The following is a 23,555-nucleotide window of genomic DNA, read 5'->3' on the forward strand; positions in this document are numbered from 1 at the left end:
GAGCACGTGTATGAAAGCGGACAAAGAAGAATTAAAGAAAAAGTTGACACCCATTCAATATACAGTGACACAAGAAGAGGCGACAGAGCAACCCTTTACAGGAGAATATGATGACTTTTATGAAGAGGGGATTTATGTAGATATTGTAAGTGGGGAACCGCTTTTTAGTTCAAAGGATAAATACGATGCAGGCTGTGGCTGGCCAGCTTTTTCTAAGCCGATTACTAAGGCTGAAATTAAAGAAAAAGAAGACAAATCCCTCAGTCGTACTCGTATAGAGGTGCGCAGTGCACAGGCAGACTCTCATCTTGGACATGTTTTTGAAGATGGGCCAGTAGAAACAGGTGGGCTCAGATACTGTATCAATGCTGCGGCACTGAAGTTTATTCCTGCCAAAGAGTTAAAAGAAAAGGGCTACGGAGAATATCAGAGTCTATTTGAATAAATTCGTAGAAAATGGCGAAAGCTATTGCTAATTATTTTAAAATTAGGGCATGAGATAAAAGGAAGGATTCCTTTTGTTTCATGTCTATTCTTTTTGGTAAAAACGTATCCTAGCGTTCTTTTTTTTAAGGAATATGGTACAATAAGTGGGAACGTATGTACTCAAAATGAAGATGGAGGATACTGGATTGTACGAATATATTAAAGGAATGATCACCTATATCAGTCCATATTATGTGGTAATTGAAACACAAGGGGTGGGCTATCAAATTGCAGTAGCAAATCCTTTTGCTTATAGTAAGTATCAAGAACAACAGGTGAAAATTTATGTCTACCAAGTAGTGCGTGAAGACGCTCATACTTTGTACGGTTTTGAAATTTTGGAAGAAAAGCAATTATTTATGAAACTTATTAGTGTTTCTGGTATTGGTCCTAAAAGTGCACTCGCCATTATGGCCTCAGCAGATCATGCAGGGCTAATCCAGGCGATTGATGCGACGAACGTTTCCTATTTGACGAAATTTCCAGGGGTCGGGAAAAAAACAGCACAGCAATTAATCTTAGATTTAAAAGGGAAACTAGGAGAAGTTGGGATTACAGGAGAGCCCAAAGAAGCAATGGGAACTCAGCTGGCCTTACATGCAGAATACGAAGATGTGGCGCTGAATGAAGCGTTAGAGGCGTTATCTGCTTTGGGGTATAGTGAGCGTGAAATTAAAAAAATCAGTAAAGAGTTAGCTAAGGAACAATTGGAAAGTACAGATGCTTATTTGCGTCACGGACTTAAATTGCTTATGAAGAAATAGAAAGTGGGTAGCGTTATGACAGAAGAAGAACCAATTTTATCGCGCGCACAACATGCAGATGAACAGGCGCTTGAAAAATCATTACGTCCGCAACTGCTCTCACAATATATTGGACAGAAAAAGGTTAAAGAAGAGTTGACGATTTATATTCAAGCAGCTAGGAGCCGTAATGAAGCATTAGACCATGTGTTGTTATACGGGCCTCCGGGACTTGGTAAAACGACGATGGCGATGGTTATTGCCAATGAGATGGGGGTACAGGTGCGCACGACCAGCGGACCTGCAATTGAACGTCCGGGAGATTTAGTCGCTATCTTAAACGAGCTTGAACCAGGTGATGTGTTATTTATTGATGAAATTCACCGATTGCCTAGAGTGGTGGAAGAGTTGCTTTATTCTGCTATGGAAGATTACTATGTGGATATTATGGTGGGACAAGGGACAACGGCTCACCCAGTACATTTCCCGCTGCCTCCTTTTACTTTGGTTGGAGCGACTACCAGAGCGGGGATGCTTTCTGCTCCGCTCCGAGATCGTTTTGGTATTATTTCTCATATGGAATATTACGAAGACGCAGATTTAAAAGAAATTGTGTTGCGTTCAGCAGATATTTTTCAAACAGATATTCTGGAAGAAGGAGCATATGAAATTGCTCGTAGATCAAGAGGGACCCCTCGAATTGCCAATCGTTTATTAAAAAGAGTCCGCGATTTTGCCCAAGTTCAAGCAGATGGAAAAATCAATGCCAATATTGCAGACCAAGCGCTAAAGTTACTACAGGTCGATCACCAAGGATTGGATTATATTGACCAAAAGTTATTGCGGACGATGATTGAGCTGTATGCAGGTGGACCAGTTGGGTTAAGTACGATATCTGTTAATATCGGCGAAGAAACAGAAACGGTTGAAGACATGTATGAGCCTTATTTGATCCAAAAAGGATTTTTAAAACGAACTGCCAGAGGACGTGTCGTAACCAGTTTTGGCTATGAGCATTTGGGTTATCAGTTTCCACAAAATTAATCTTTAGGTAGATTCTTTGACAATTGGCTTAGGTTTTGGCATGCTTGTTTAAGAACGTTGTAACTGAGGGGGAAAAAATATGTATCAAGATTTAGTTGGAAAAGTAGCGGTTGTGACTGGAAGTTCTTCGGGACTTGGAGCGGCAATTGTTCGGAGATATCTGTCAGAGGGGATGAAAGTAGTCATTAATTATTTTTCAGATTCCCACATACAACAAGCGCAAGAAATAATGGCAGAATACAACCGTGACAATAAAAAAGTAGCAGTGGCTATTCAAGCTGATGTCAGCACAGAAGAAGGAATAGAAAAACTATTTCAAGCGGCTATAACTGAGTTTGGTGAGTTAGATATTTGGGTAAATAATGCTGGAATGGAAATTAAGTCTCCCACACATGAGGTGAGTTTAGAAGACTGGAGAAAACAGTTAGATATCAACTTAACTGGGGTTTTTTTGGGAGCAAAAAGAGTCATTCAATACTTTTTAGAAGAAGAGAAACACGGGAATATCATCAACATATCCTCTGTGCATGAAGAGATCCCATGGCCAACTTTTGCTGCATATAGTGCGAGTAAAGGTGGAGTCAAATTGCTTACTCAAACGATTGCCTCAGAATATGCAGATAAAAAAATTCGAGCAAACAGTATTGCGCCAGGGGCAATTGCAACGCCGATTAATGCCGAAAAGTTTAAAGATGAGCAAGAGCGTGCAGAAACAGAAGAAATGATTCCAATGGACTTTATTGGAGAACCTGAACATGTAGCTTCATGTGCTGCATGGCTTGCCTCCACAGAATCGATGTATGTGACAGGAACCACCCTTTTTGTTGATGGAGGGATGACCTTGTACCCCTCTTTTCAGGAAGGAAAAGGCTAAGGTGAGAGTGTTTTGCACGATGTCTGTCTAAAAATGGATTGTGATGAGAGAGCAAAAAACAAGTGTCTTGCGTTCAACCAAATCAGGTTGAATGCAGACACTTGTTTTTTATTGAGTCACAATTTGTTCAAATTGTTTGTTTTTTAATTCGTAAACATAATCACACGCATCGGCTACTTCACGCTCATGTGTGACCATGATCACACACTTATTTTGCTCATGTGCTATTTTTTGAAAGATGTTGATGATATCGTTGGAAGTTTGTTCATCAAGATTTCCAGTAGGCTCATCCGCTACAATCAAATCATGTTCACAACACATGGCACGAACAATTGCAACACGTTGTTGTTGTCCTCCGGAGAGCTTTGTCACGGGTTTATGCGCAAGGGAACTATCAATCCCCACGCTTTCTAAACTAGTTAGGCCAAACTCTTTACGATTTTTACGATCTGAGTGTGTGATGTCCATGGCAGTTGTCACATTTTGAATGGCAGTCATGTAGGGAAGTAAGTTGTATGCCTGAAAAACAACTGAGACACATTTTTTTCGGTAGTTGGTTAATCCAATCTTATTAATTGCTTGGTCATTAAAGAGAATTGCTCCTTCTTTAGGTTTGTCCAGTCCTGCAATCAAGGAAAGAAAAGTGGTTTTGCCAGAACCACTACTACCAAGAATGGCATAAGATTTTCCTTTCTCAAAGGTTAGATTGACATCTTTATATAAGAAGTCATTTTTATTGTCATACCAATAGCCTATATTTTCAACTTTTAACATAGTATCGCCTCTCTTAAGTTAGTATTTTTTTCGGTTGTAGACGAACGATTCCAATCGAGGAAAGTAAAACGGAGATAAAGCAAATCAAGAGTCCGAGTCCTCCAAGCTTGATAATTTGAACCGTTGATAGTGTCACATTTAATTTCTTAATCTGTTTGGCGTTCGTAGCGCTTGATGCCCCTAAATTATTCATGCGATTGCCGCCACCTTGACCTCTGCCACCGCCTGGTTGGTTGGCTGTTTGATTGCTTGAAGTCGTGGTTTGCGAAGTTGTTTGTTGGTCGAGTAATTGTTGACCTACTACATTTCCGACAACACGTCCACTAAAGGTTGCAATTACTAAGGCAACAACCATAATCATAAATAATTCTACAAAAAATTGAAGAATCATCTTCGTTCTGCTTTCCCCAATAGAAAGCAATACGCCAATTTCATAGCGTCTTTCACGAATCATCATCATGACAATTAGCGCCAAAATGATGATACCAGCAACGGTTACGAGTAATACGATATTTTTCGCAAAACTTGAAACATTGGAAATAGGTTGAATCATTTGTTGATAGACTTGGTCATTAGTTTCGATTGAAAAGCTCTCTGTATCAATCAGTTTTTTCGCAGCTGCAACAAAAGTATCCATTTTAGCTGGATCGGATAATGTATAAGAAACAGAATCTACAGTATCTTTATAGCTACTACCTTTAAGCGTATTAGCAAAGGTATAAGAAGTGTAAATAGTATTAGATGGATTCAAAAAGTTAAAGTTGTTTCCAAGTGAGGAATCACTAGAAGAGCTGCTTACTTTATAAATCCCTTTGATTGTAACTGTGTAGGTTGTTGTTTCATCAGTTGGATTTGAAATAGTGAATTTATCGCCCACTTTCAAACTGTTCGCATCGGCTAACGATTTTTCAATGACCACATTATTGGTTCCCTTATCCGAGGACGTAATGCCTGTACCAGAGACGATTTTTGCGGTCCCACTAGAAAAATCACTGGCAAGAGAGGAGGTGAGGACACCTGAGATACTAAAGTCACCTTGCGCATTTCCTGGGCCAAATGCCTTACCACTCGCTCCACCACCAGGACCATTTTGTTGTGCACTATCAGAACTAGAAGTTGTAGTACTGCTACTTGTTGTACTTGAAGAACTGATTGGAGTAATATCAGTTCCAGCCCCAGCAGATGTTGAGGAGAGTAAGTTGTAAGAAGCGACATTAGAGAGGGCTGCAATTTTCTCTGCGGTGCTCACTGGAACTGGGGTTAAAGAAAAACTACCAGCATCGGGCTTAGTATCAGAAGAACTAGATGCTGAGCTTGAGCTGCTTGTACTGGAAGAAGTGTTGTTTTTGAAAGCATTCTCCCGATTTGCTGAAAGTGTTGCGGTGGCGCCCATACTTTTTTTTGCATTTTCTGCTGCTTTCAGCGAGGCACTTTGAATAGTCAAACCAGCTAAAATAAAGATCAATATTGCTGAAAATACGGCACATAATAATAAAGAGCGTCCTTTTTTGGCTTTTGTGCTGAGCCAAGCCCGTTGGATAAAGTTCATAAAAATCCTCCTTGTAAGATCAAATATATTTAAGACATATGTAGTATAAAAAGATTGTCTTAAACAGAGCTTAAACAGGAGGAATTGTTATTTTAAGGAAGAGTCATTTGATAGGTTGTAAGATTTTTTTATTTAAAACACTCTCTTTATGAACTAGAAAGGTGCTTTAATAGTTTTGAATAAGCATTCATTAGTTTACTATACTTTGCTTTAGATACAGGAAGTTTTAGTTTGTTAACTAAAAATACATCTTCGGTTGAAAATTCCACAATATAATTTAAATTAACGATAATTGAACGATATATTTTAAAAAAGTGAGCATTCAATCTCTTTTCAAAAAAATTTAAACGCCCAGTAGTCATTATTTTTTTTCCATTAGCCAAATGTAAGTAAATAGTGCGGGTAGAAGAGTTAATTAGTTCGATTGCCACAATATCTTTTTGTAATACTATTTGTTGATAGCCAGATGTTTTATCTAGAACATAAAGATAGTCTTGCGAGCTGTTTGTTAGTATATCAGAATAAATTGATAAGATGGTTTTTTTTGTTTCTTCATAAGTGAGCGGCTTTTTTTGAAATCCCCATGGCTTGATAGCAAAAAGTTCATTGGTCGGGATGAAGACTTGTGAAATCAAAGTAATATAGAGAGAATAGTGGTACCTCATTTGTAATATGTGTCCTAACTCATATGTACTAAGACAGCTATTAGTTAATTCATCTAGAAAAATGATATGAGGCTCAACTAAAGAGCTTTTGATAGAAGGGTTGTAAGTTTTTAAAATATCTTGAGGTTCATATTCAGTCATTTTAATGTTGATATCTTTTTCGATAGATATTCGCAAGACATAGTTCTTAATCTGGGTATGAAAATCAGGATTACTGCTACATGAGCAGATTATAAGCATCTTTATTACCTCCTGCTACATTTTTTATAACTTTATCATAGCTACGGTTTGGAAAGCAAAGGAAATGTTGCGAAATTATTTTTAGAAAAAAAACAGGGGTTTCATGACAAAATACGGTGATTTTAAAATACTTGTTTTATAATGAAAAATGATAGAACGTAAAAATCTATCGTTAGTAAGGGCTAGATTTTAGCTGAAAAAGGAGGGAAGAAAATGTTGAAGAGCAAGCTTATAAGTCTAGTGATAGTGGGGATGTTTCTTTTTTTTATAGGAAGGCCTTCGTTGGTATCCGCGCAAGAAGTCAGTTCTGAATGGGAAATTTTAGAATATAGTAGTGATATGGGAATAGGAATTGATTCTGCTTTTATTCAAAATCAAACAAGGCCAGGTACTAAAGTCAAGTATGCCACAGTTATTATTGCCAACTTTGGTGAAGTAAAGTTTAAAGCGCAGCGTAAGTTTTCATTAAAAGCAGGAAAAAAATATGAAATGAATTATTTGTATGGAAGCTTTGCTCCAAATGGCACGACAGGGTATATAGAGTTTAACGGGGAAAAAATTGTTGCTAGTAACCAGACAATCATTGATCAGCCTTATCATGAAGTCATCTGCCCAACTGTAGATATGGATTATGTGATTACCATTGCTTGTACAGCTACGAAAGGAAAAGGAGTCTCTTTAGTGGTCGGATATGACTCAAGTGATCCAAAAGGGGGATTTACTGAGGAAGAAGATGCGCAGTTGACTTCTACGACTAATCCAAGTGAAGAAGATACATCGGTATCAACTGAAAATCAAGCTGCAACGAATTACACTCGAGAAGTAGTGGCTAGCAGTACAACTAGAACAAGCAAGATAATCAGTGGACAAGAAACTAGTAGTAATTCGAATAATTTAGTCACTACTTTAGAAACGAGGAACACGTATGATGTGGCGGCAAGTCAGAATAGTGGAAGTGAGAATTTTTTGAATCAAACAAAAGCGGAACTGCCAAAAACAAACCAAAAAAACAGTCTTCGTGGATTAGAAATGAGCGGAGGGATGTTTCTAGTTTCAATCGTTTTTTTCTTATTTTTGTTTAAAAAACGATCAAAAAAAATTGGAAGTGAGGATGGAAAATGAATAAAAAAAAGATCATCATAACAAGTTTGGTTTTAGGATTGGGAATCTACGGACATTCTATGCAGTCATTTGCAGCGGAGCATATCAGTGATAGTCCACTCATGATACAAAGTAAACAACAAACAAGAGCTTTAGCCCCAGCTGATTATGATCCTTCGATAGGGTGGGAAGTTGAAAATTATACAAGCAATATGGGAATTGATGTTTCAAATATTTTCTTACAGGCTGGACAGCGTCCAAATACTGGCATTCATTATGCTACTGTCAATTTTGGCAATATTGGCAATTCGACCTTCACAGCGAAACGTGTATTCAAATTAAAGGCAGGAAAAACGTATAAAATGAAGTTTTTATATGGAACTAGAACACATATGAAAGGTGCAAGTGGCTATGTAGATTTCAATGGAAAGAAATATATCGCGACTAGTAATCCTGTGATTGATGGTGTGCATGAGGAAACGATTGTGGTCCAAAAAGACAGAGATTATGTGATTAGGATGCAATTTGACTCACCAAAACGATCCGGTGTTTTCTTGATGGTAGGATACGATGCGAATGATTCAAATGGTGGGATGGATGTTTCAAATACAGAACCTAAGCCAGTCGTAGAGGTTCCAGAAGCAGATACTCATAATATAAAAGGAACCGGGCAATCGGGGCATACGGTTAAAGTTTTTGACAGTGTAAATAATCAAATTGGATCAACTGTTGTAGATTCATTTGGCAATTTTGCCATTCAGACAACTCGACCATTGTTATGGAAAGAAAAGCTAACTCTAGTACAGTATGATGTAGTCAATAACTATGCAAGTGATGCAGTGACTAAAGTTGTCGAAGATACAATAGCACCTGTGATATCGGTGGAAAATATTGAGTATAACAGACAAGTATTGACTGGAAAAACAGAGCCAAATACAAAAGTCATCATTGAAAAAGATGGAAAAAAAATTCAGGAATTAACAAGCAATCGAAATGGGGACTTTACTCAAACGATGAAAGACTTGAAATTTAAGGACAAAGTTACTGTTTATGCGCTGGACCGTGCGAATAATAAAAGTGAAGTCAAGATAGCACAAGTGATAGATACGATAGCACCTGAGTTACCATCACTTAATAAAATAATGAATACAGACAAAGTATTGACAGGGAAAACGACGGAGCCCAACTTAAAAATAACTGTATCAATTGGTTCTCAGACCTTCACAGGTGTATCTGATGCAGAGGGAAACTTTACCATTAATTTAGCAAGAACTTATGTTGTGGGGACGAAAATTTTTGCTTATGCAAGTGATGAGGCGGGAAATAAAAGTCCAACTGCGAACATTTCTGTTGCCTCTAATGAACCGACTAAAGCACCTGTGGTGAACAAGGTTGGCGATAGTGACTTACACATAACAGGAACTGCGGAAGCAAGAGCAAAAGTCATGATTACCCTTGGAGCAGATAAATATAGTGTGATAACAGGTGCCGATGGTAAATACGTGATGAATTTGAATAATAAATATAAAGCTGGAACAAAAGGAGTTGCCAGTGCAGTTGGACTCTCCGGTATTGCCAGTGTGGAAGTGAATTTTACCGTGGTTGATAATACAGCGCCAGAAGCCCCTGTGATTCATGATGTAACAACGAAAGATACTTCTATTTCAGGGGAAGCAGAAGCAGGTGCTACGGTCAAAATTATTGTCGAGGATATTTCCACAGGTTCGTATCATGGCTATAGTGGTGTAGCAGACAGCAATGGGAACTATCAGATTGAAATGGGAAGAACCTATCTCCTAAATAGTCAAATAGAAGCTGTTGCAACTGATGCAGCTGGAAATGAGAGCCAGACAGCGAATGCTAAAGTAGTCAATTCTCCATTAACGATTGGACTTGCAGAAGATGAAAAAATCACGAGTCAAGATAATATCTTGAATCTAGAAGCTTCTAGAGAAAATTGTGAGGTGACTGTGACATTTGTTACGGGTGCAAGCAATACAGATGTTTACAAAGGAAAAACGGATGGAGAAGGAAAAGTCGTTTTCGAATTTCCTGGTTCAAACGGAATTATTAAAACCTATCCTGCAGGAACAAAATTTATGTATACAATCGAAGATAAAACAACTGGAGAAAAAGCAACAGGTGAAAGTGTTGTAATGCCAAGAACACCAACTTTAGCAGATGGGGGATATTTCTTAGTAAGTGGAATGAACGAAATCGCAGGTTATGCTGATAGTAAGGCAACAGTTTATTTGAAGATTCAAAACCAAGATGGGAAAGATTCCGTGGAAATGAGTGTTAATGCGGATGAGAATGGAAAATTTGTCTTTCAGTTGCCTCGCCCGACAAAAGTTGGCGATGTTGTCACGGTATACCAAAGTATTAATGGAGTAGAGAGTGACTCTCAAGACTTCTCATTGATTATTTTAACCAATGGAAAATGGTGATAATCAGATAAGAAACTCAATCATTCTAGAAGTTTTGTAAGGCTTGGAGTACGCTACTTGTGAAGAAGTAAAATGCTCTATTCTCAAGAAAGTGACTACTTTGTATAGAGGTAAAAGGAGAAAAATAATGGGGAAAATTCGGTTAAAAATACTAATTATGTTGGTACTTGGGGGAAGCTTTGTCCTTGTAGCTTTTCAAGGAAATCCAGTAAAAGGAGAAGCAACAATTTGTCGTAGCAACATTTCCTTAGCTCAACCAAAACAAGGCGATTATATAATAAGCGGACGAGCATCTTCTTGGTCCACGGTCTATGTAAGTGTTGGAAATAGCTATGGTTATCCAATCTGTACCGATTTTTTTGGAAACTTTAGAGTGAATGTTGGTCGGCGGTTAAGAGCGGGGGAAGTGGTTCAAGCCTATTATAAATACTATAAAGGCTATACGTGTGTCAAAGTTCAAGGTTGTCCAATCCCACCAAAGCCAACAGTCATAGAAGCACCAACTGTAAATTCGACAGTGGCTGGAATGAGAGAGATTGCCGGAGTTGCGCGTGCCAATGTCTCGGTATACGTAAAAATAACAGACACTAAGGGAATAAGCTATAGTAATCATACAGTTTCAGCTAAAAATGGGCGTTATAAAATTCCATTAAATCGGTCCTTACAGTTCGGAGATACTATTGAGCTTTATCAAGTGGTTAATAACATAAAAAGTGAGGTTTTTCTTTTTTCACTTTTAACAAGATAGCGGTACTTTTGCTATGCACATAGAACAACAAGGAGGACCCAAGAGCAGTAGTTGGGTCCTTCTTTTACTGTGGATATTTTTGTGCTGTTCGCTTACTTAATCATCAAAAAAATGGTAAACTAACACAGGAGAAATGATAAAGAAAGAGTGAGAAAAAATGGGACTAACAACTGAAGATTTTGATTTTATACTGCCCGATGAGTTGATTGCACAAATACCCTTAAAAAATAGAGAAACCTCTCGATTGCTAATATTGGATCATCATACAGGAGAAATGGAAGATCGCCACTTTTACGATATTGTAGAAGAACTGAATCCAGGAGATGCGCTTGTCATGAATAATACACGTGTTCTTCCAGCACGCTTATATGGAGAAAAGCCAGATACCGGTGGTCACTTGGAAGTCTTACTTTTGAATAATAGGCAGGGCAACGAATGGGAAACCTTGATTAAACCCGCTAAGCGTGCAAAAGTGGGAACCATTATTTCTTTTGGGGACGGACGTTTGAAAGCAGAAGTTAAAAAAGAGCTTGAACATGGTGGTCGGATGATTGAATTCCAGTATGAGGGTGTTTTTTTAGAAATACTCGAATCGCTTGGTGAAATGCCCTTACCACCGTATATTAAAGAACGTTTGGAAGATCCAGATCGGTATCAAACAGTTTATGCCAAGGAAAATGGCTCCGCCGCCGCACCCACTGCAGGACTTCATTTTACAACCGAACTACTCGAAAAAATCCAAGAGAAAGGGGTAAAATTAGTTTATTTAACCCTTCATGTTGGGTTAGGAACTTTTAGACCAGTCAGCGTAGAAAATATCGAAGAACACACAATGCATAGTGAATTTTACAAGTTGACACAAGAAGCAGCGGATCAGCTAAATGCAGTGAAAAAAAATGGTGGGAAAATAGTTGCTGTAGGGACAACTTCTATCCGGACTTTAGAAACGATTGGGACTAAGTTTGAGGGGGAAATTCAAGCAGATAGTGGCTGGACGGACATTTTTATTACACCAGGCTACAACTTTAAAATTGTCGATGCTTTTTCAACGAACTTCCATCTGCCAAAATCTACACTTGTGATGCTTGTTAGTGCTTTTGCAGGTCGGGACAATACATTAGCAGCCTATGCTCATGCAGTAGAAGAAAGATACCGCTTCTTCAGCTTTGGCGATGCGATGTTTGTAAAGTAGGAGGACCTAATGGAGCTGAATAGATGGTTGTGTGAGTTAGAAAACCAAAAAACAGATGAGTATTGCATTGATTTGGAGGAGCAAAATAAAGAGTATTCTGGTGCAATGATTCCATTTGAACAAGATTGGATCAGGTTTCGAAAAGCTAAAATTACGCCAAAAAAAATTGGACAGTTTGTGGCCTTTTGGGAGAAAAAAGCTGGGAAAAATTCTCCTTACTTCTCAGATACAAAAGCAAGTTTTACGGTCATCTACGTGGAAAACAAAGAGCAGAGCGGTGTCTTTATTTTTCCTAAAAAAGTGTTGGTCGAACAAGGGGTGCTGTCATCAAGTACAAAAAAAGGAAAAATGGCCATCAGAGTTTATCCTAGCTGGGATGCGCCTACTAGTAAACAAGCCCAACAAACACAAAAATGGCAAGTTCAATATTTTTATCAATTGAACGAACAGCAAAATGATACACTTCAAAAGCTAGACCATTGTATAACTAAAATGAGAACGTAAGCATATCTTTTTGGGATATGCTTTTGTTATTTCATTACTATTTTGAAGTATCTATCTAATTGGGAATCATCAGCCATCTTCTGAAAGTAATCGACGGCTGATTTCTCAATGGGGATGCTGTTTATTTAATTTTAGTTATGTTATTAATTAAACAGTAAATTAATTTTTTTTGTGAAAGTTAATTGTGCATAAAAAGATGAATTTTCTGATTTTTTTAAATTTTGTATTGACTTTCGAAATTCTAATCTGTATATTAAGTATAACATTAGTTTGTCACATTAAATTTTAATGTTGGTTCGGGAAAATAAATGAAATGAATTGAGGAATCTTACCATGAAGTACACAAATACACAAAACGTCATTATTATTTTATTATTGTGAGGGCTTAGAACAATTACGCAAAGTAAATTGCAATTGTTTTAGTCCTGTTTGTGTATTACAGATGGGATTCTTGCAAAGCATCTCATCTTTTATAACAAAGATGAGATGCTTTTTTGTTTTTAAAATTGAAGGAGTGAAAAAAATGCGCAGTGATCAAATTAAAAAAGGAATTGATGCAGCACCAGCGAGAAGTTTGCTTTATGCAACGGGACAAGTAAAAAATGCGAAGGATATGAATAAACCATTTATCGCAATCTGTAATTCATATATTGATATTGTCCCAGGGCATGTTCATTTACGAGAATTGGCTGATATTGCAAAAGAAGCCATTCGGGAAGCTGGAGGGATTCCTTTTGAATTTAACACCATTGGGGTAGACGATGGTATTGCGATGGGGCATATCGGGATGCGCTACTCCTTACCTAGTAGAGAAATTATTGCAGATGCGGCGGAGACCGTAATCAATGCGCACTGGTTTGATGGTGTTTTTTATATTCCCAACTGTGACAAAATTACACCAGGGATGATCATGGCAGCTGTCAGGACAAACGTACCAGCCATTTTTTGTTCAGGTGGACCGATGAAAGCGGGGCTTGATCCTCATGGCAAAGCGACCACTCTTTCGTCCATGTTTGAAGCAGTGGGTACTTTTAAAGAAGGACGAATGACGAAAGAGGACTTTTTGCATATGGAACAAAATGCTTGTCCAACTTGTGGTTCATGTGCAGGGATGTTCACTGCTAATTCAATGAATTGTTTGATGGAAGTGCTAGGTTTGGCGCTTCCAGGCAATGGAACGACACTTGCCGTTTCCAAAGAAAGAAGAGAGTTAATTCGCCAGTCCGCCTTTCATTTGATGGACTTAGTCAAAAAAGAAATTAAGCCAAGAGATATTGTGACAAAAGAGGCAATCGATGACGCTTTTGCTTTAGATATGGCAATGGGTGGATCTACTAATACAGTATTACATACTCTTGCGATTGCGAATGAAGCAGAAATTGATTACAACTTGGAAGAAATTAATGAGATTGCAAAACGTGTTCCTTATTTATCTAAGATTGCGCCGTCTTCTGCTTATTCGATGCATGACGTCCATGAAGCAGGCGGTGTATCTGCAATTATTAAAGAGTTGGTCGATTTGGGTAATGCGATTCATCCAGACCGTATGACGGTAACTGGTAAAACCTTACGTGAGAATGTTGCAAATGCAAAAATCAAGAATCCAGAGGTGATTCATCCAAAAGAAACCCCTTATAGTCCGGTTGGAGGGCTATCCATTCTTTATGGGAATATTGCTCCTAAAGGCAGTGTCATTAAAGTCGGTGGAGTAGATCCATCTATCTCTTACTTTAAAGGAAAAGCAATCTGCTTTAATTCTCATGATGAGGCAGTAAAAGCAATTGATGAGCATGTTGTCACAAAAGGGCATGTTGTTGTCATCCGCTATGAAGGACCAAAAGGTGGACCAGGAATGCCTGAGATGTTAGCCCCTACGTCTAGTATTGTCGGACGTGGTCTTGGCAAAGAAGTAGCTCTTATTACAGATGGTCGTTTCTCAGGTGCAACGAGAGGGATTGCGATTGGTCATATCTCTCCAGAAGCTGCAGCAGGTGGACCGATTTCCTTAATCAAAGATGGAGACGAAATTGTGATTGATTTAGCTCAACGAACATTAAATGTTGAGGTTTCAGATGAAGAGTTAGCCAAAAGGAAACAAGACGTTCCCAAATTTACTGCTAAAGTTAAAAAAGGTTATCTTGCACGTTATACCGCACTTGTGACTTCAGCCCATACAGGTGGTGTCATGCAAGTACCAGCCGACTTATTAGGTGAGTAAGTAAAAAGTAGAGAATGGAGGATATCAGTGTGACAAAAGATCAAATGCAAGGCTCAAAGCTTTTACTTAAGGCCCTTAAAGAACAAGGGGTTGAACTAATTTTTGGCTATCCAGGCGGAGCGGTTTTACCGCTTTATGATGCCTTGTATGATGGAGAAATTCCTCATATTTTAACGAGACATGAACAAGGAGCACTTCACGCAGCAGAAGGGTATGCCAAGGTGACAGGAAAACCTGGGGTGGCTGTTGTGACGAGTGGACCTGGTGCAACGAATGCGATTACGGGGATTGCCGATGCGATGAGCGATTCCATCCCACTCATCGTATTCACAGGGCAAGTGGCAACATCTGGAATTGGGAAAGATGCCTTTCAAGAAGCAGATATTCTCGGAATTACCATGCCGATAGTTAAGCATAGCTATCAAGTTCGCAGTGCGAAAGAACTCCCGCAAATCATTGCAGAGGCCTTTTATATCGCAAATACAGGTAGAAAAGGTCCAGTCGTCATTGATTTACCTAAGAATATTTCTTTAGAAACGGCAGAAAAGATCCCAACAAAACCAGTTGATTTGCCCCACTATCAGCCAAATGTTAGTGCCAATCCAGTTCAGATACAAAAACTAGTCGAGGCGTTGAGTCAGGCGAAAAAACCTGTGATTTTAGCAGGAGCAGGGGTCTTACATGCTCAGGCGACAGCAGAGCTACAGCAGTTTGTGCAAACCTATAGCATTCCGGTGTTGACGACGCTTTTGGGCTTAGGTGCATTGCCAAATCAGAATCCATTATTTTTGGGAATGGGCGGAATGCATGGATCGTTTGCTGCAAATATGGCATTGACGGATTGTGATTTGCTGATTAATTTAGGCTCGCGGTTTGATGATCGGCTCGCAAGCAATCCAGAAAAATTTGCGTCCAATGCGCTTATTGTTCACGTAGACATTGACCCAGCTGAGATTGGAAAAGTGATCCAAACGCAAATTCCAATTGTTGCAGATGTCAAAAATGTTTTGCGAGAGTTACTAAGCTATGACATTCCAATGAAAGATACGAGCGAATGGTACGACATCAACCAACAAAGAAAACAAGAACATCCTTTTTCTTACAAATCAGAGGAGTCAGAGGGGATCAAACCACAAAGAGTGATTGAGATTATTGGGAAAATTACGAATGGAGAAGCGATTGTTGCCACAGATGTTGGTCAACACCAAATGTGGACCGCACAGTTTTATCCTTTCAATCATGCCAATCAATTGGTCACCAGTGGGGGTCTTGGCACGATGGGATACGGAATCCCAGCAGGTATTGGGGCAAAATTAGGTGCAATGGACAAAGAAGTGGTGGTATTTGTAGGAGACGGCGGATTTCAAATGACCAATCAAGAGCTAGCGATATTGAACGAATACGGACTTTCAATTAAGTTTGTGCTACTCAATAATCAGTCGTTAGGCATGGTTCGTCAGTGGCAAGAAAGTTTCTTTCATGAACGTCGCTCTGAGTCTGTTTTCAAGACGCAACCTGATTTTATGAAGCTGGCACAAGCCTACCAAATTGCAAGTGTTAGGCTAACGAATCCTGAAACTTTGGAACAAGAATTAGTCCAAGCTTTTTCATTTAAAGGCTCGATGTTGATTGAAGTGGCCATCTCTCAGACTGAACATGTCCTTCCAATGGTTCCAACAGGATGTGCGAATAATGAAATGATAGGGGTGGAGTAGATGCGCAGAGTTATTACTGCTTTAGTGAACAATCATTCGGGTGTCTTAAATCGAGTGAGTGGAGTGCTTACGAGACGTCAGTTTAATATTGAAACAATTTGCGCTGGTCAAACAGAGGAAGAAAACATTTCACGTATTACCGTTGTGGTGCAAATTGAAGAGCTGAACGAAGTGGAACAGATTCTAAAACAACTAAACAAACAAATCGAAGTCATCAAGGTGACAGATATTACCGACGTCCCCCATTTGGAACGTGAATTGGCACTTGTAAAAGTGAATGCAAAAGGCACTCAACGAGCAGAAATGCAAGTTTTGATTGCACCTTTTCGAGCACAAGTTATTGATGTTAGTATGCATTCAATTGTCGTTCAGGTAACAGGAACAAATGAAAAGGTGGATGCATTTGTAGATGTGTTGCGTCCCTTTGGGATTCAAGAAGTTGCGCGTACTGGTTTGATTGGTCTGACGAGAAGTAAAAAATAAAATAGATTCTATAAGCTTAACGCTTTAGATATAAAAACAAAATATGGAGGGATTAAGTATGGCAAAAGTATATTATGATGATTCAGTAGAAAAAAATGAGTTGGAAGGAAAGACAATTGCGATTGTAGGGTATGGTTCACAAGGACATGCACATGCTCAAAATTTACGCGACAATGGCAATCAAGTAGTAATTGGAATTCGCGAAGGAAAATCTGCTGCTGCTGCACGCAAAGACGGATTTGACGTTCTTTCAGTAGCGGATGCCACGAAAGCAGCTGATGTGGTAATGATTCTTGCTCCAGATGAAATTCAAGGTGCTCTATACGAAAATGAAATTGCTCCAAATCTAGAAGCGGGCAATAGTTTGGCTTTTGCCCACGGGTTCAACATTCATTTTGATGTAATCAACCCTCCAAAAGATGTAGATGTTTTCCTAGTAGCCCCTAAAGGACCAGGACATCTGGTACGTCGGACATTCGTTGAAGGATTTGCCGTTCCTGCATTATATGGTGTATACCAAGATGCAACTGGACATGCTGAAGCAACAGCCCTTTCGTATGCTAAAGGAATTGGTGCTACAAGAGTTGGCGTTCTACAAACAACCTTTAAAGAAGAGACAGAAACAGATCTTTTCGGGGAACAAGCTGTTCTTTGTGGGGGACTTACAAGCATGATTCAAGCAGGCTTTGAAACATTGGTTGAAGCAGGCTATCAAAAAGAACTTGCCTACTTTGAAGTATGTCACGAAATGAAACTAATCGTAGACTTGATTTACGAAGGTGGTATGGAAAATATGCGTCATTCTATTTCTAATACAGCTGAATTTGGTGATTATGTTTCTGGTCCTCGAGTGATCACAGCAGAAACGAAAAAACATATGAAAGAAGTACTAACAGATATCCAAAATGGAAAATTTGCACAATCCTTCATTGATGATAATAAAGCTGGATTCAAGAATTTTTACAAGATGCGTGAAGAAGAAGCCGGTCATCCAATGGAGAAAGTTGGTGCAGACCTTAGAAAAATGATGCCATTTGTACAACAAAAAAAATAAAGTAAAAAATTAAAGGTCGTGAGAAGTGGTGAGTCAAGAACCATTAGTAAAAAAAGCAGATATCGAAACCGCTTATCAGACATTGAAAGATGTGGTAACTCATACTCCGCTGCAATATGACGAGTATTTATCACAAAAATATCAATGTGAGGTCTACTTAAAACGGGAGGATTTACAAAAAGTTCGTTCTTTCAAACTAAGAGGTGCATATTACGCTATTTCGTGCTTACCAAAAGAACAAGCACAAAAAGGTGTAGTATGTGCAAGTGCAGGCAATCATGCCCAAGGCGTAGCCTATACCGCACAAAAAATGGATATTCCAGCTACGATTTTTATGCCTACAACGACTCCGCAACAAAAAATTTCACAAGTAGAATTTTTTGGCAAAGGAAAAGTAGATGTGAGGCTAGTTGGAGATACTTTTGATGCCTCAGCTAAAGAAGCAAAACGTTTTGCAAAAGAAATGCAGCAGGTGTTTATTGCACCTTTTGATGACCACGCCATCATAGCAGGACAAGGGACACTTGCAGTGGAAATGCAAGCAGACTTAGTGAAAGAATCAAGGCAAGCGGACTATGTTTTTGCAGCCATTGGTGGAGGCGGATTAATTAGCGGGATTGCAACATATTTAAAAGAAAAAAGTCCTGTAACAAAAATTATCGGGGTAGAACCTAGTGGGGCAGCATGCATGTCCGAAGCGCTCAAACGCAATCAAGTAATTTCTTTAGACACAATTGATAAATTTGTAGACGGAGCTGCGGTCAAACAAGCAGGAGCAAAAACATTGTCTCATGTTCAAGCATACGTAGACGAAGTGACGCTTATCCCAGAAGGGCGAGTGTGTACAACTATTCTTGAGCTGTACACAAAGCAGGCCATCGTAGCAGAACCAGCGGGTGCTTTAAGTGTAGCAGCATTGGAGTATTATAAAGACTCAATCAAAGGGAAAACGGTTGTCTGCGTGATTAGCGGTGGAAACAATGATATTCACCGTATGCAAGAAATCGAAGAGCGTTCGTTGATGTTTGAAGGACTCAAACATTATTTTGTCATCAATTTTCCTCAAAGACCAGGGGCTCTGCGAGAATTTGTAACAGAAGTTTTAGGTCCAGATGACGATATTACAAAGTTTGAATATACGAAACGTGTCAATCGAGGGAGTGGTCCAGTTGTCATTGGGATTTTGTTGAAAAATCGCCAAGATTATGACAGTATGCTACAGCGTTTGGAACAGTTTGACTCAAATTATATCGACTTGAGTCAAAATCAGTCACTCTATACTTTATTGGTTTAAAAGTGTTTAATTTGATAAAAAACGATTCTAGCAAGTAGAATCGTTTTTTTTTTATAGACTAGAGAGAAAGGCGATTTGGACATCTGAATATCTGGATTTCCTACTTATAAAAAGGCTTTTTTTGTCAGTTGGTGCATAAATTGATGTAGACATAATACATTACCAAGTATCAGGACACAGCAGATACAAGAGATAAGTACGATATGAGGCAAGGAACAGTCAAGTGAAGCGTAAACTTCATGCAAAAGATAGACCATAACAGGTATTTGCAAAAAAGCAGTGACAACTCCTGGAACATAAGAATGATACTGAATACAAAATATAAGGTGTAAAAATAAATGAATGACATAAGCAATTCCTGCCCCAAAATAAAGCGCACCACCTGGATGGATCATACCGTAGAGTGAAATCACCACCAATAATATAAATTCTTCTACTACTCCAACGGAAAAGACTGCACTATTGGTAATTCCTCCGAATAAGGGTCTGTTCTTTTTTTCTAAGACTTTGGTATGTTTCTTGATCCACATTGGTACAAAAATAATTTCTTCAAAATCATGAATGATAAACAAAATTGGTAGCCATAAAAAATTGAGCCACATAACAATTCCTCCTTTAAATCGACACATTTGTATCTATTATGCTAGTATAGATTTAAAGAAAGCACAATACATCAAGGGTAATAGCTACATAAACTCAAAAGTGTAGCGATTAAAACAAGGAGTGTGTGAAATGAAAAATAAAGGCAATGCGAAATCTGATTTTTCTAAACAGCTTATTTTAGAAGCACTGTTAGATATCATGGAGTATCAGTCACTGCATCAAATTAGCGTAAAAGAAATTTGTGAGGTGGCGATGGTATCACGTAAAACATTTTATAGAAATTTTGATCATAAGCTAGATGTGATAAATATCGAAGTCGCAAGGTTGATTAAAGTTTATATGGCGAGTATTGAGGAAACATCGGATCTGACGTTAGCTAATATTGCCTTTCTGGTTTTTGATTTGGTAAACAAACATAAACGTTTTTTTGAAAAAATAGTAGCGAACCATTTACTCTTTTTAGTTTCAGAGAGAATATTACAAGAGGTTATGGACGTATATAAAATAAGAAAGCAGACCTTGTTTGACCAGTATGGAGCAGAAACTATTGAAAATGTTCTGCACTTTAGTTTTGGTGGATTTGAGCATTATATTAAACGGTTGCTTAAAAGTCAGGAGCGAGTATCTGCAGAACAAATCAGACGGGAATTTATTAAAATATCTGAAATACTTACGCTATCTATATAAATAAAAGAAAGATAGACAAAAAGTGGCACAAAATCAAAGGGATTGTGTGCCACAGGTAACAGTTACATGAAGCAAGAGACTCCTTTATCCAGTCATAGGGGAAAGCTCAGTCAGGTGATACAGCTTTTATGCGTACTCAAATAGGATTCTTTTTGTACACGGGAAAGTTGTTTGAACGCATATTCTGCTTTCATTGCTGCACTCTTACTTGAGAACACTTCAGCATGAATCATACGAGCGGGGCGTCTTTTATCAAGTCTAGTGTATTTTGCACCAGTCCCTTGATTGTGCTCAGATAGTCTTCTGCTTAGATCCGTTGTATACCCAGCGTAGAAAGTCTGATCTGCACAGTTTAAAACATAGAAATAAAATTGTTTATCCACCGTAAAGCATCCTCCTAACCTCTGGTAAGTACTGATTAGAGTTATCATAAACAAATAAAGGAGGCAAGACTTTGAAACCATCTGTTTTTCCATTCTTTATTGCTTCAACCAAGACCATGTTTGCTTCACTTTCATGCTTTGAATAGACAAACCGTACTCTTTTGGGTGCTAATTTAGCTAATTGTAATGCTGCTAAAATATCTAAAAAGCGATCAGGACGATGGACGAGAGCGAACTTCCCGTTTGTTTTGAGCAAACGAGCTGCCATTTGGACCACTTGATTTAGGTTGGTTTGAATTTCATGGCGTGCAAGCGCAAGGTAAGGATTAGGATTTTTTTTACTTGTAGGCAGTTCTTTAAAATAAGGCGGGTTGCAAACGACTAGGTCAACAGAGTCATGTCTTACTTTAGTCAAACTATCTTTTAAGTCTAACTGATGTATTTCCAGTTGATGTTCGAGGTTATTCAGTTTAATACTCCGTTTTCCCATATCTGCCAAGCGTTTTTGAAGTTCAATCCCAGTAATCAGGGCTTGTGTTTTTTTACTCATAAAAAGGCTAATCGCGCCATTTCCAGCACACAAATCAACAATATGTCCCTTTTGCGGGAGTGTAGCGAAATTTGCTAAAAGCACTGCGTCTAATGAAAAGGAAAAAACTTCTTTGCTTTGAATGATCTGGACATCATTTGCATAAAGTTGATCCACTCGTTCTCCAGGATTTAGATTCATGACAAGAGAAATACCTCCTAATAATTATAGTCGGATTTATTATAGCATGTTTCCCCCATGAGCTTGATAGGATAAAAGAAAAAACTTGCCAGATGGGAATTTTTTCGGCATACTGTTAGAGAAATAGCAAAGTGAGGGGAAAAAAATGTTTTTTAGATTTATTAGAATGGTTGTTCGAATTATTGTTCTAATTATTAATGGAAATTGTCGATATCAGGCAAAAGAGCGTCTACCCAAAGATCAAAACTACATCCTTGTAGGACCACATCGTACGTGGTGGGATCCACTCTTTTTTGCACTCGCCGCTTCACCAAAAGAGTTTGGCTTTATGGCAAAAGAAGAATTATTCAAAAACCCTATTCTTAAATGGATTCTTGTGCATTCCCATGCTTTTCCAGTGAAAAGAGACAATCCTGGACCAAGCACAATTAAAACGCCAGTCAAAATGCTTAAAAATACAAATTTAGGTTTGATTATGTTTCCAAGTGGAACTAGACATTCAGATGAGTTAAAGGGCGGTGCAGCATTAATTAGTAAAATGGCAAAAGTGCCTATCGTCCCTGCGGTATATCAAGGACCAGAAAAGTTTAGTCATTTGTTTTTAAGGAAGCGTGTGATTGTACGTTTTGGGGAACCAATTGATACGAGTGATATCAAAAAAATGGATAAAGCTGGGATGGAAGAGGTTGAAAAACGAATGAACGCAGCCTTTCTAAAATTAGATCAAGAAGTGAATCCTAATTATTCTAAAAGTAAGTAAACAAGTAGTTTTTTTAAAAGAACAAGATTGGTAATGAAAGCCAGTCTTGTTCTTTTTTCATTATCTTCAAATATTTGTTATAATAATTGGAAGAGATTTTTTTGAAGAGGTGAAAAAATGAAAATTTTACACACAGCAGATTGGCATATCGGCAGAAAATTAAATGGTTTTGATTTATTAGAGGAACAGCGCCATGCTTTTAAGCAGGTAGTCGATATTGCGCAACAAGAGCAAGTGGATGCTATCGTGATCGCGGGGGATTTATATGATCGAAGCGTTCCGGCGACAGAGGCAGTAGAAGCTTTTAATCAGATGATGATCGCTTTAAACTTAGACAAAAAAATTCCGGTTCTTGCAATTTCTGGAAACCACGATAGTAGTACACGCCTTGAAACCGGTGGTCCTTGGTTTGAGCATACGCAGTTTCACTTGCATACAAGCTTAGAACAAGCTTTTGAGCCAATCGAAATGCAGGATACCCAATTTTTCTTATTGCCCTACTTTGAGCCGTTTCAAGCTAGACGTTACTTTCACGACGAAAGCATCAAGTCGCTTGAAGAGGCCATGGAAAAAATTGTAAGGAAAATGAAAAAGAAATTTGATTCCAATAAAAATCAGGTACTCGTTGCTCACTTTTTTGCAGCGGGAAGTCAAAAAAGTGAGTCTGAAACGCTACTGACCGTTGGTGGCTTGGAGGCGGTCCCTGTCACGCTGATGGAAGACTTTGATTACGTGGCGCTCGGGCATTTACACAATAAAAATGCATTACGTCATGAGAAAATCAAGTATAGTGGGACACTTTTAAAATATTCTTTATCAGAATGGAAGCAAGAAAAAGGGGTTCGGATTGTCGAAATTAACGCGCACAAAGTAACCCAAGCTTTTCAAAAGATTACGCCCTTAAAAGAGGTAATGTGTATCGAAGAAACATTTCAAACGCTGATGTCACCTGATTTTTATAAAAATATTTGTTGTGAAAATTACATTGGAATTTCATTGAAAGATCAGCAAATAATTCCGAATGTTATGGCACAACTAAGAAGTATTTATCCCAACATTATTCACTTAGAACGCGCTCAGGGCAGAGAAGTTACGAAGCAAAAACAGCGAGACATAAAAGAGTTGAAGTCATTAGATCCAGCAGCTCTCTTTCGTCATTATTTCAAAGATACGACCGGAGAAACTCTTACGGAACTACAAGAAAAAGTGATGATAGAAGCACTGCTTGAAAGCCAAAAGAAGATTGGAAGTGAAGGCTAAA

The 23,555-nt window shown here is 38.5% G+C and carries 23 protein-coding genes; 17 read left to right on the forward strand and 6 right to left on the reverse strand.

Annotated elements, in window-relative coordinates; genetic code table 11:
- Positions 1-10 precede the first annotated feature (10 nt).
- The 4 genes from msrB to CBF30_RS08110 all read left to right on the forward strand — a co-directional run bounded on the left by msrB (position 11) and on the right by CBF30_RS08110 (position 3,147).
- On the forward strand, positions 11-445 hold the full coding sequence (gene msrB / locus CBF30_RS08095; RefSeq protein WP_126824945.1) for a peptide-methionine (R)-S-oxide reductase MsrB: 435 nt from the start codon (positions 11-13) through the stop codon (positions 443-445).
- Between the two features lie 187 nt (positions 446-632).
- On the forward strand, positions 633-1,250 hold the full coding sequence (gene ruvA, locus CBF30_RS08100; protein WP_126824948.1) for a Holliday junction branch migration protein RuvA: 618 nt from the start codon (positions 633-635) through the stop codon (positions 1,248-1,250).
- Positions 1,251-1,265: 15 nt separating this feature from the next.
- Positions 1,266-2,273: a Holliday junction branch migration DNA helicase RuvB gene (ruvB, locus tag CBF30_RS08105; protein ID WP_126824951.1), complete on the forward strand. Its 1,008-nt coding sequence runs from the start codon at positions 1,266-1,268 to the stop codon at positions 2,271-2,273.
- Positions 2,274-2,352: 79 nt separating this feature from the next.
- Positions 2,353-3,147, forward strand: a complete 795-nt coding sequence (locus CBF30_RS08110; protein WP_126824954.1) for a glucose 1-dehydrogenase — start codon at positions 2,353-2,355, stop codon at positions 3,145-3,147.
- 108 nt (positions 3,148-3,255) lie between these two features.
- On the opposite strand, the gene CBF30_RS08115 is transcribed toward CBF30_RS08110, so the two are convergent.
- From CBF30_RS08115 to CBF30_RS08125, 3 genes are all read right to left on the reverse strand, one after another.
- Positions 3,256-3,921, reverse strand: a complete 666-nt coding sequence (locus CBF30_RS08115) for an ABC transporter ATP-binding protein (RefSeq protein WP_126824957.1) — start codon at positions 3,919-3,921, stop codon at positions 3,256-3,258.
- A 13-nt stretch (positions 3,922-3,934) separates the two neighbouring features.
- On the reverse strand, positions 3,935-5,470 hold the full coding sequence (locus CBF30_RS08120) for an ABC transporter permease (RefSeq protein ID WP_126824960.1): 1,536 nt from the start codon (positions 5,468-5,470) through the stop codon (positions 3,935-3,937).
- Between the two features lie 146 nt (positions 5,471-5,616).
- On the reverse strand, positions 5,617-6,375 hold the full coding sequence (locus tag CBF30_RS08125; RefSeq protein ID WP_126824963.1) for a LytR/AlgR family response regulator transcription factor: 759 nt from the start codon (positions 6,373-6,375) through the stop codon (positions 5,617-5,619).
- Between the two features lie 213 nt (positions 6,376-6,588).
- Here CBF30_RS08125 and CBF30_RS08130 point away from each other — a divergent pair, with 213 nt between their 5' ends.
- The 10 genes from CBF30_RS08130 to ilvA all read left to right on the forward strand — a co-directional run bounded on the left by CBF30_RS08130 (position 6,589) and on the right by ilvA (position 19,131).
- Positions 6,589-7,497, forward strand: a complete 909-nt coding sequence (locus CBF30_RS08130; protein WP_126824966.1) for a hypothetical protein — start codon at positions 6,589-6,591, stop codon at positions 7,495-7,497.
- The gene (locus CBF30_RS08135) at positions 7,494-9,923 is read left to right on the forward strand and encodes an Ig-like domain-containing protein (protein ID WP_126824969.1); all 2,430 of its coding nucleotides are present in this window, start codon (positions 7,494-7,496) and stop codon (positions 9,921-9,923) included. Before CBF30_RS08130 ends, CBF30_RS08135 begins: the two co-directional genes overlap by 4 nt.
- Positions 9,924-10,050: 127 nt before the next feature.
- Positions 10,051-10,671, forward strand: a complete 621-nt coding sequence (locus CBF30_RS08140; protein ID WP_126824971.1) for a hypothetical protein — start codon at positions 10,051-10,053, stop codon at positions 10,669-10,671.
- A 157-nt stretch (positions 10,672-10,828) separates the two neighbouring features.
- Positions 10,829-11,863: a tRNA preQ1(34) S-adenosylmethionine ribosyltransferase-isomerase QueA gene (queA, locus tag CBF30_RS08145; RefSeq protein WP_126824980.1), complete on the forward strand. Its 1,035-nt coding sequence runs from the start codon at positions 10,829-10,831 to the stop codon at positions 11,861-11,863.
- A gap of 9 nt (positions 11,864-11,872) precedes the next feature.
- Entirely contained in the window at positions 11,873-12,367 is a 495-nt protein-coding gene (locus CBF30_RS08150; protein ID WP_126824982.1) for a MepB family protein, read from the forward strand.
- A 523-nt stretch (positions 12,368-12,890) separates the two neighbouring features.
- Entirely contained in the window at positions 12,891-14,585 is a 1,695-nt protein-coding gene (ilvD, locus tag CBF30_RS08155; protein WP_126824985.1) for a dihydroxy-acid dehydratase, read from the forward strand.
- A 14-nt stretch (positions 14,586-14,599) separates the two neighbouring features.
- Positions 14,600-16,300: a biosynthetic-type acetolactate synthase large subunit gene (ilvB, locus tag CBF30_RS08160; protein WP_126824988.1), complete on the forward strand. Its 1,701-nt coding sequence runs from the start codon at positions 14,600-14,602 to the stop codon at positions 16,298-16,300.
- Positions 16,301-16,783, forward strand: coding sequence for an acetolactate synthase small subunit (ilvN, locus tag CBF30_RS08165; RefSeq protein ID WP_126824991.1), 483 nt, complete (start codon positions 16,301-16,303; stop codon positions 16,781-16,783).
- 58 nt (positions 16,784-16,841) lie between these two features.
- Positions 16,842-17,837, forward strand: coding sequence for a ketol-acid reductoisomerase (ilvC, locus tag CBF30_RS08170; protein ID WP_126824994.1), 996 nt, complete (start codon positions 16,842-16,844; stop codon positions 17,835-17,837).
- Between the two features lie 28 nt (positions 17,838-17,865).
- Positions 17,866-19,131: a threonine ammonia-lyase IlvA gene (ilvA, locus tag CBF30_RS08175; RefSeq protein ID WP_211340497.1), complete on the forward strand. Its 1,266-nt coding sequence runs from the start codon at positions 17,866-17,868 to the stop codon at positions 19,129-19,131.
- A 104-nt stretch (positions 19,132-19,235) separates the two neighbouring features.
- Here ilvA and CBF30_RS08180 read toward each other — a convergent pair whose 3' ends face one another.
- Positions 19,236-19,733 (reverse strand): HXXEE domain-containing protein, encoded by a 498-nt coding sequence (locus tag CBF30_RS08180; RefSeq protein WP_170168979.1) that lies wholly within the window; start codon positions 19,731-19,733, stop codon positions 19,236-19,238.
- A gap of 130 nt (positions 19,734-19,863) precedes the next feature.
- On the opposite strand from CBF30_RS08180, the gene CBF30_RS08185 reads away from it, so the two are divergent.
- Complete coding sequence (locus CBF30_RS08185) at positions 19,864-20,421, forward strand: TetR/AcrR family transcriptional regulator (protein WP_126825002.1); 558 nt, start codon at positions 19,864-19,866, stop codon at positions 20,419-20,421.
- A gap of 110 nt (positions 20,422-20,531) precedes the next feature.
- Here the strand turns inward: CBF30_RS08185 and CBF30_RS08190 are convergent, their stop codons facing one another.
- Both CBF30_RS08190 and CBF30_RS08195 read right to left on the reverse strand, forming a co-directional pair.
- Positions 20,532-20,804: a GIY-YIG nuclease family protein gene (locus CBF30_RS08190; RefSeq protein WP_211340489.1), complete on the reverse strand. Its 273-nt coding sequence runs from the start codon at positions 20,802-20,804 to the stop codon at positions 20,532-20,534.
- A complete protein-coding gene (locus tag CBF30_RS08195) occupies positions 20,797-21,534 on the reverse strand; it encodes a tRNA1(Val) (adenine(37)-N6)-methyltransferase (protein WP_126825005.1) in 738 nt (245 codons plus the stop codon). Before CBF30_RS08195 ends, CBF30_RS08190 begins: the two co-directional genes overlap by 8 nt.
- 145 nt (positions 21,535-21,679) lie before the next feature.
- On the opposite strand from CBF30_RS08195, the gene CBF30_RS08200 reads away from it, so the two are divergent.
- Together CBF30_RS08200 and CBF30_RS08205 are read left to right on the forward strand one after the other, a co-directional pair.
- Positions 21,680-22,294, forward strand: a complete 615-nt coding sequence (locus CBF30_RS08200; RefSeq protein WP_126825007.1) for a lysophospholipid acyltransferase family protein — start codon at positions 21,680-21,682, stop codon at positions 22,292-22,294.
- Between the two features lie 117 nt (positions 22,295-22,411).
- Positions 22,412-23,554, forward strand: coding sequence for an exonuclease SbcCD subunit D (locus tag CBF30_RS08205; protein WP_126825010.1), 1,143 nt, complete (start codon positions 22,412-22,414; stop codon positions 23,552-23,554).
- Position 23,555: the final 1 nt, after the last annotated feature.

Origin of the sequence: Vagococcus entomophilus (assembly GCF_003987595.1) — a bacterium.
In the GTDB taxonomy this organism is placed as follows: domain Bacteria; phylum Bacillota; class Bacilli; order Lactobacillales; family Vagococcaceae; genus Vagococcus_E; species Vagococcus_E entomophilus.

Coding starts and splice junctions, on each gene's coding strand:
- msrB (WP_126824945.1), top strand. CDS start 11: ATGAAAGCGGACAAAGAAGAATTAAAGAAAAAGTTGACACCCATTCAA.
- ruvB (WP_126824951.1), top strand. CDS start 1,266: ATGACAGAAGAAGAACCAATTTTATCGCGCGCACAACATGCAGATGAA.
- CBF30_RS08110 (WP_126824954.1), top strand. CDS start 2,353: ATGTATCAAGATTTAGTTGGAAAAGTAGCGGTTGTGACTGGAAGTTCT.
- CBF30_RS08115 (WP_126824957.1), bottom strand. CDS start 3,921: ATGTTAAAAGTTGAAAATATAGGCTATTGGTATGACAATAAAAATGAC.
- CBF30_RS08120 (WP_126824960.1), bottom strand. CDS start 5,470: ATGAACTTTATCCAACGGGCTTGGCTCAGCACAAAAGCCAAAAAAGGA.
- CBF30_RS08125 (WP_126824963.1), bottom strand. CDS start 6,375: ATGCTTATAATCTGCTCATGTAGCAGTAATCCTGATTTTCATACCCAG.
- CBF30_RS08130 (WP_126824966.1), top strand. CDS start 6,589: ATGTTGAAGAGCAAGCTTATAAGTCTAGTGATAGTGGGGATGTTTCTT.
- CBF30_RS08135 (WP_126824969.1), top strand. CDS start 7,494: ATGAATAAAAAAAAGATCATCATAACAAGTTTGGTTTTAGGATTGGGA.
- CBF30_RS08140 (WP_126824971.1), top strand. CDS start 10,051: ATGGGGAAAATTCGGTTAAAAATACTAATTATGTTGGTACTTGGGGGA.
- queA (WP_126824980.1), top strand. CDS start 10,829: ATGGGACTAACAACTGAAGATTTTGATTTTATACTGCCCGATGAGTTG.
- CBF30_RS08150 (WP_126824982.1), top strand. CDS start 11,873: ATGGAGCTGAATAGATGGTTGTGTGAGTTAGAAAACCAAAAAACAGAT.
- ilvD (WP_126824985.1), top strand. CDS start 12,891: ATGCGCAGTGATCAAATTAAAAAAGGAATTGATGCAGCACCAGCGAGA.
- ilvB (WP_126824988.1), top strand. CDS start 14,600: ATGGAGGATATCAGTGTGACAAAAGATCAAATGCAAGGCTCAAAGCTT.
- ilvN (WP_126824991.1), top strand. CDS start 16,301: ATGCGCAGAGTTATTACTGCTTTAGTGAACAATCATTCGGGTGTCTTA.
- ilvC (WP_126824994.1), top strand. CDS start 16,842: ATGGCAAAAGTATATTATGATGATTCAGTAGAAAAAAATGAGTTGGAA.
- CBF30_RS08180 (WP_170168979.1), bottom strand. CDS start 19,733: ATGTGGCTCAATTTTTTATGGCTACCAATTTTGTTTATCATTCATGAT.
- CBF30_RS08185 (WP_126825002.1), top strand. CDS start 19,864: ATGAAAAATAAAGGCAATGCGAAATCTGATTTTTCTAAACAGCTTATT.
- CBF30_RS08195 (WP_126825005.1), bottom strand. CDS start 21,534: ATGAATCTAAATCCTGGAGAACGAGTGGATCAACTTTATGCAAATGAT.
- CBF30_RS08200 (WP_126825007.1), top strand. CDS start 21,680: ATGTTTTTTAGATTTATTAGAATGGTTGTTCGAATTATTGTTCTAATT.
- CBF30_RS08205 (WP_126825010.1), top strand. CDS start 22,412: ATGAAAATTTTACACACAGCAGATTGGCATATCGGCAGAAAATTAAAT.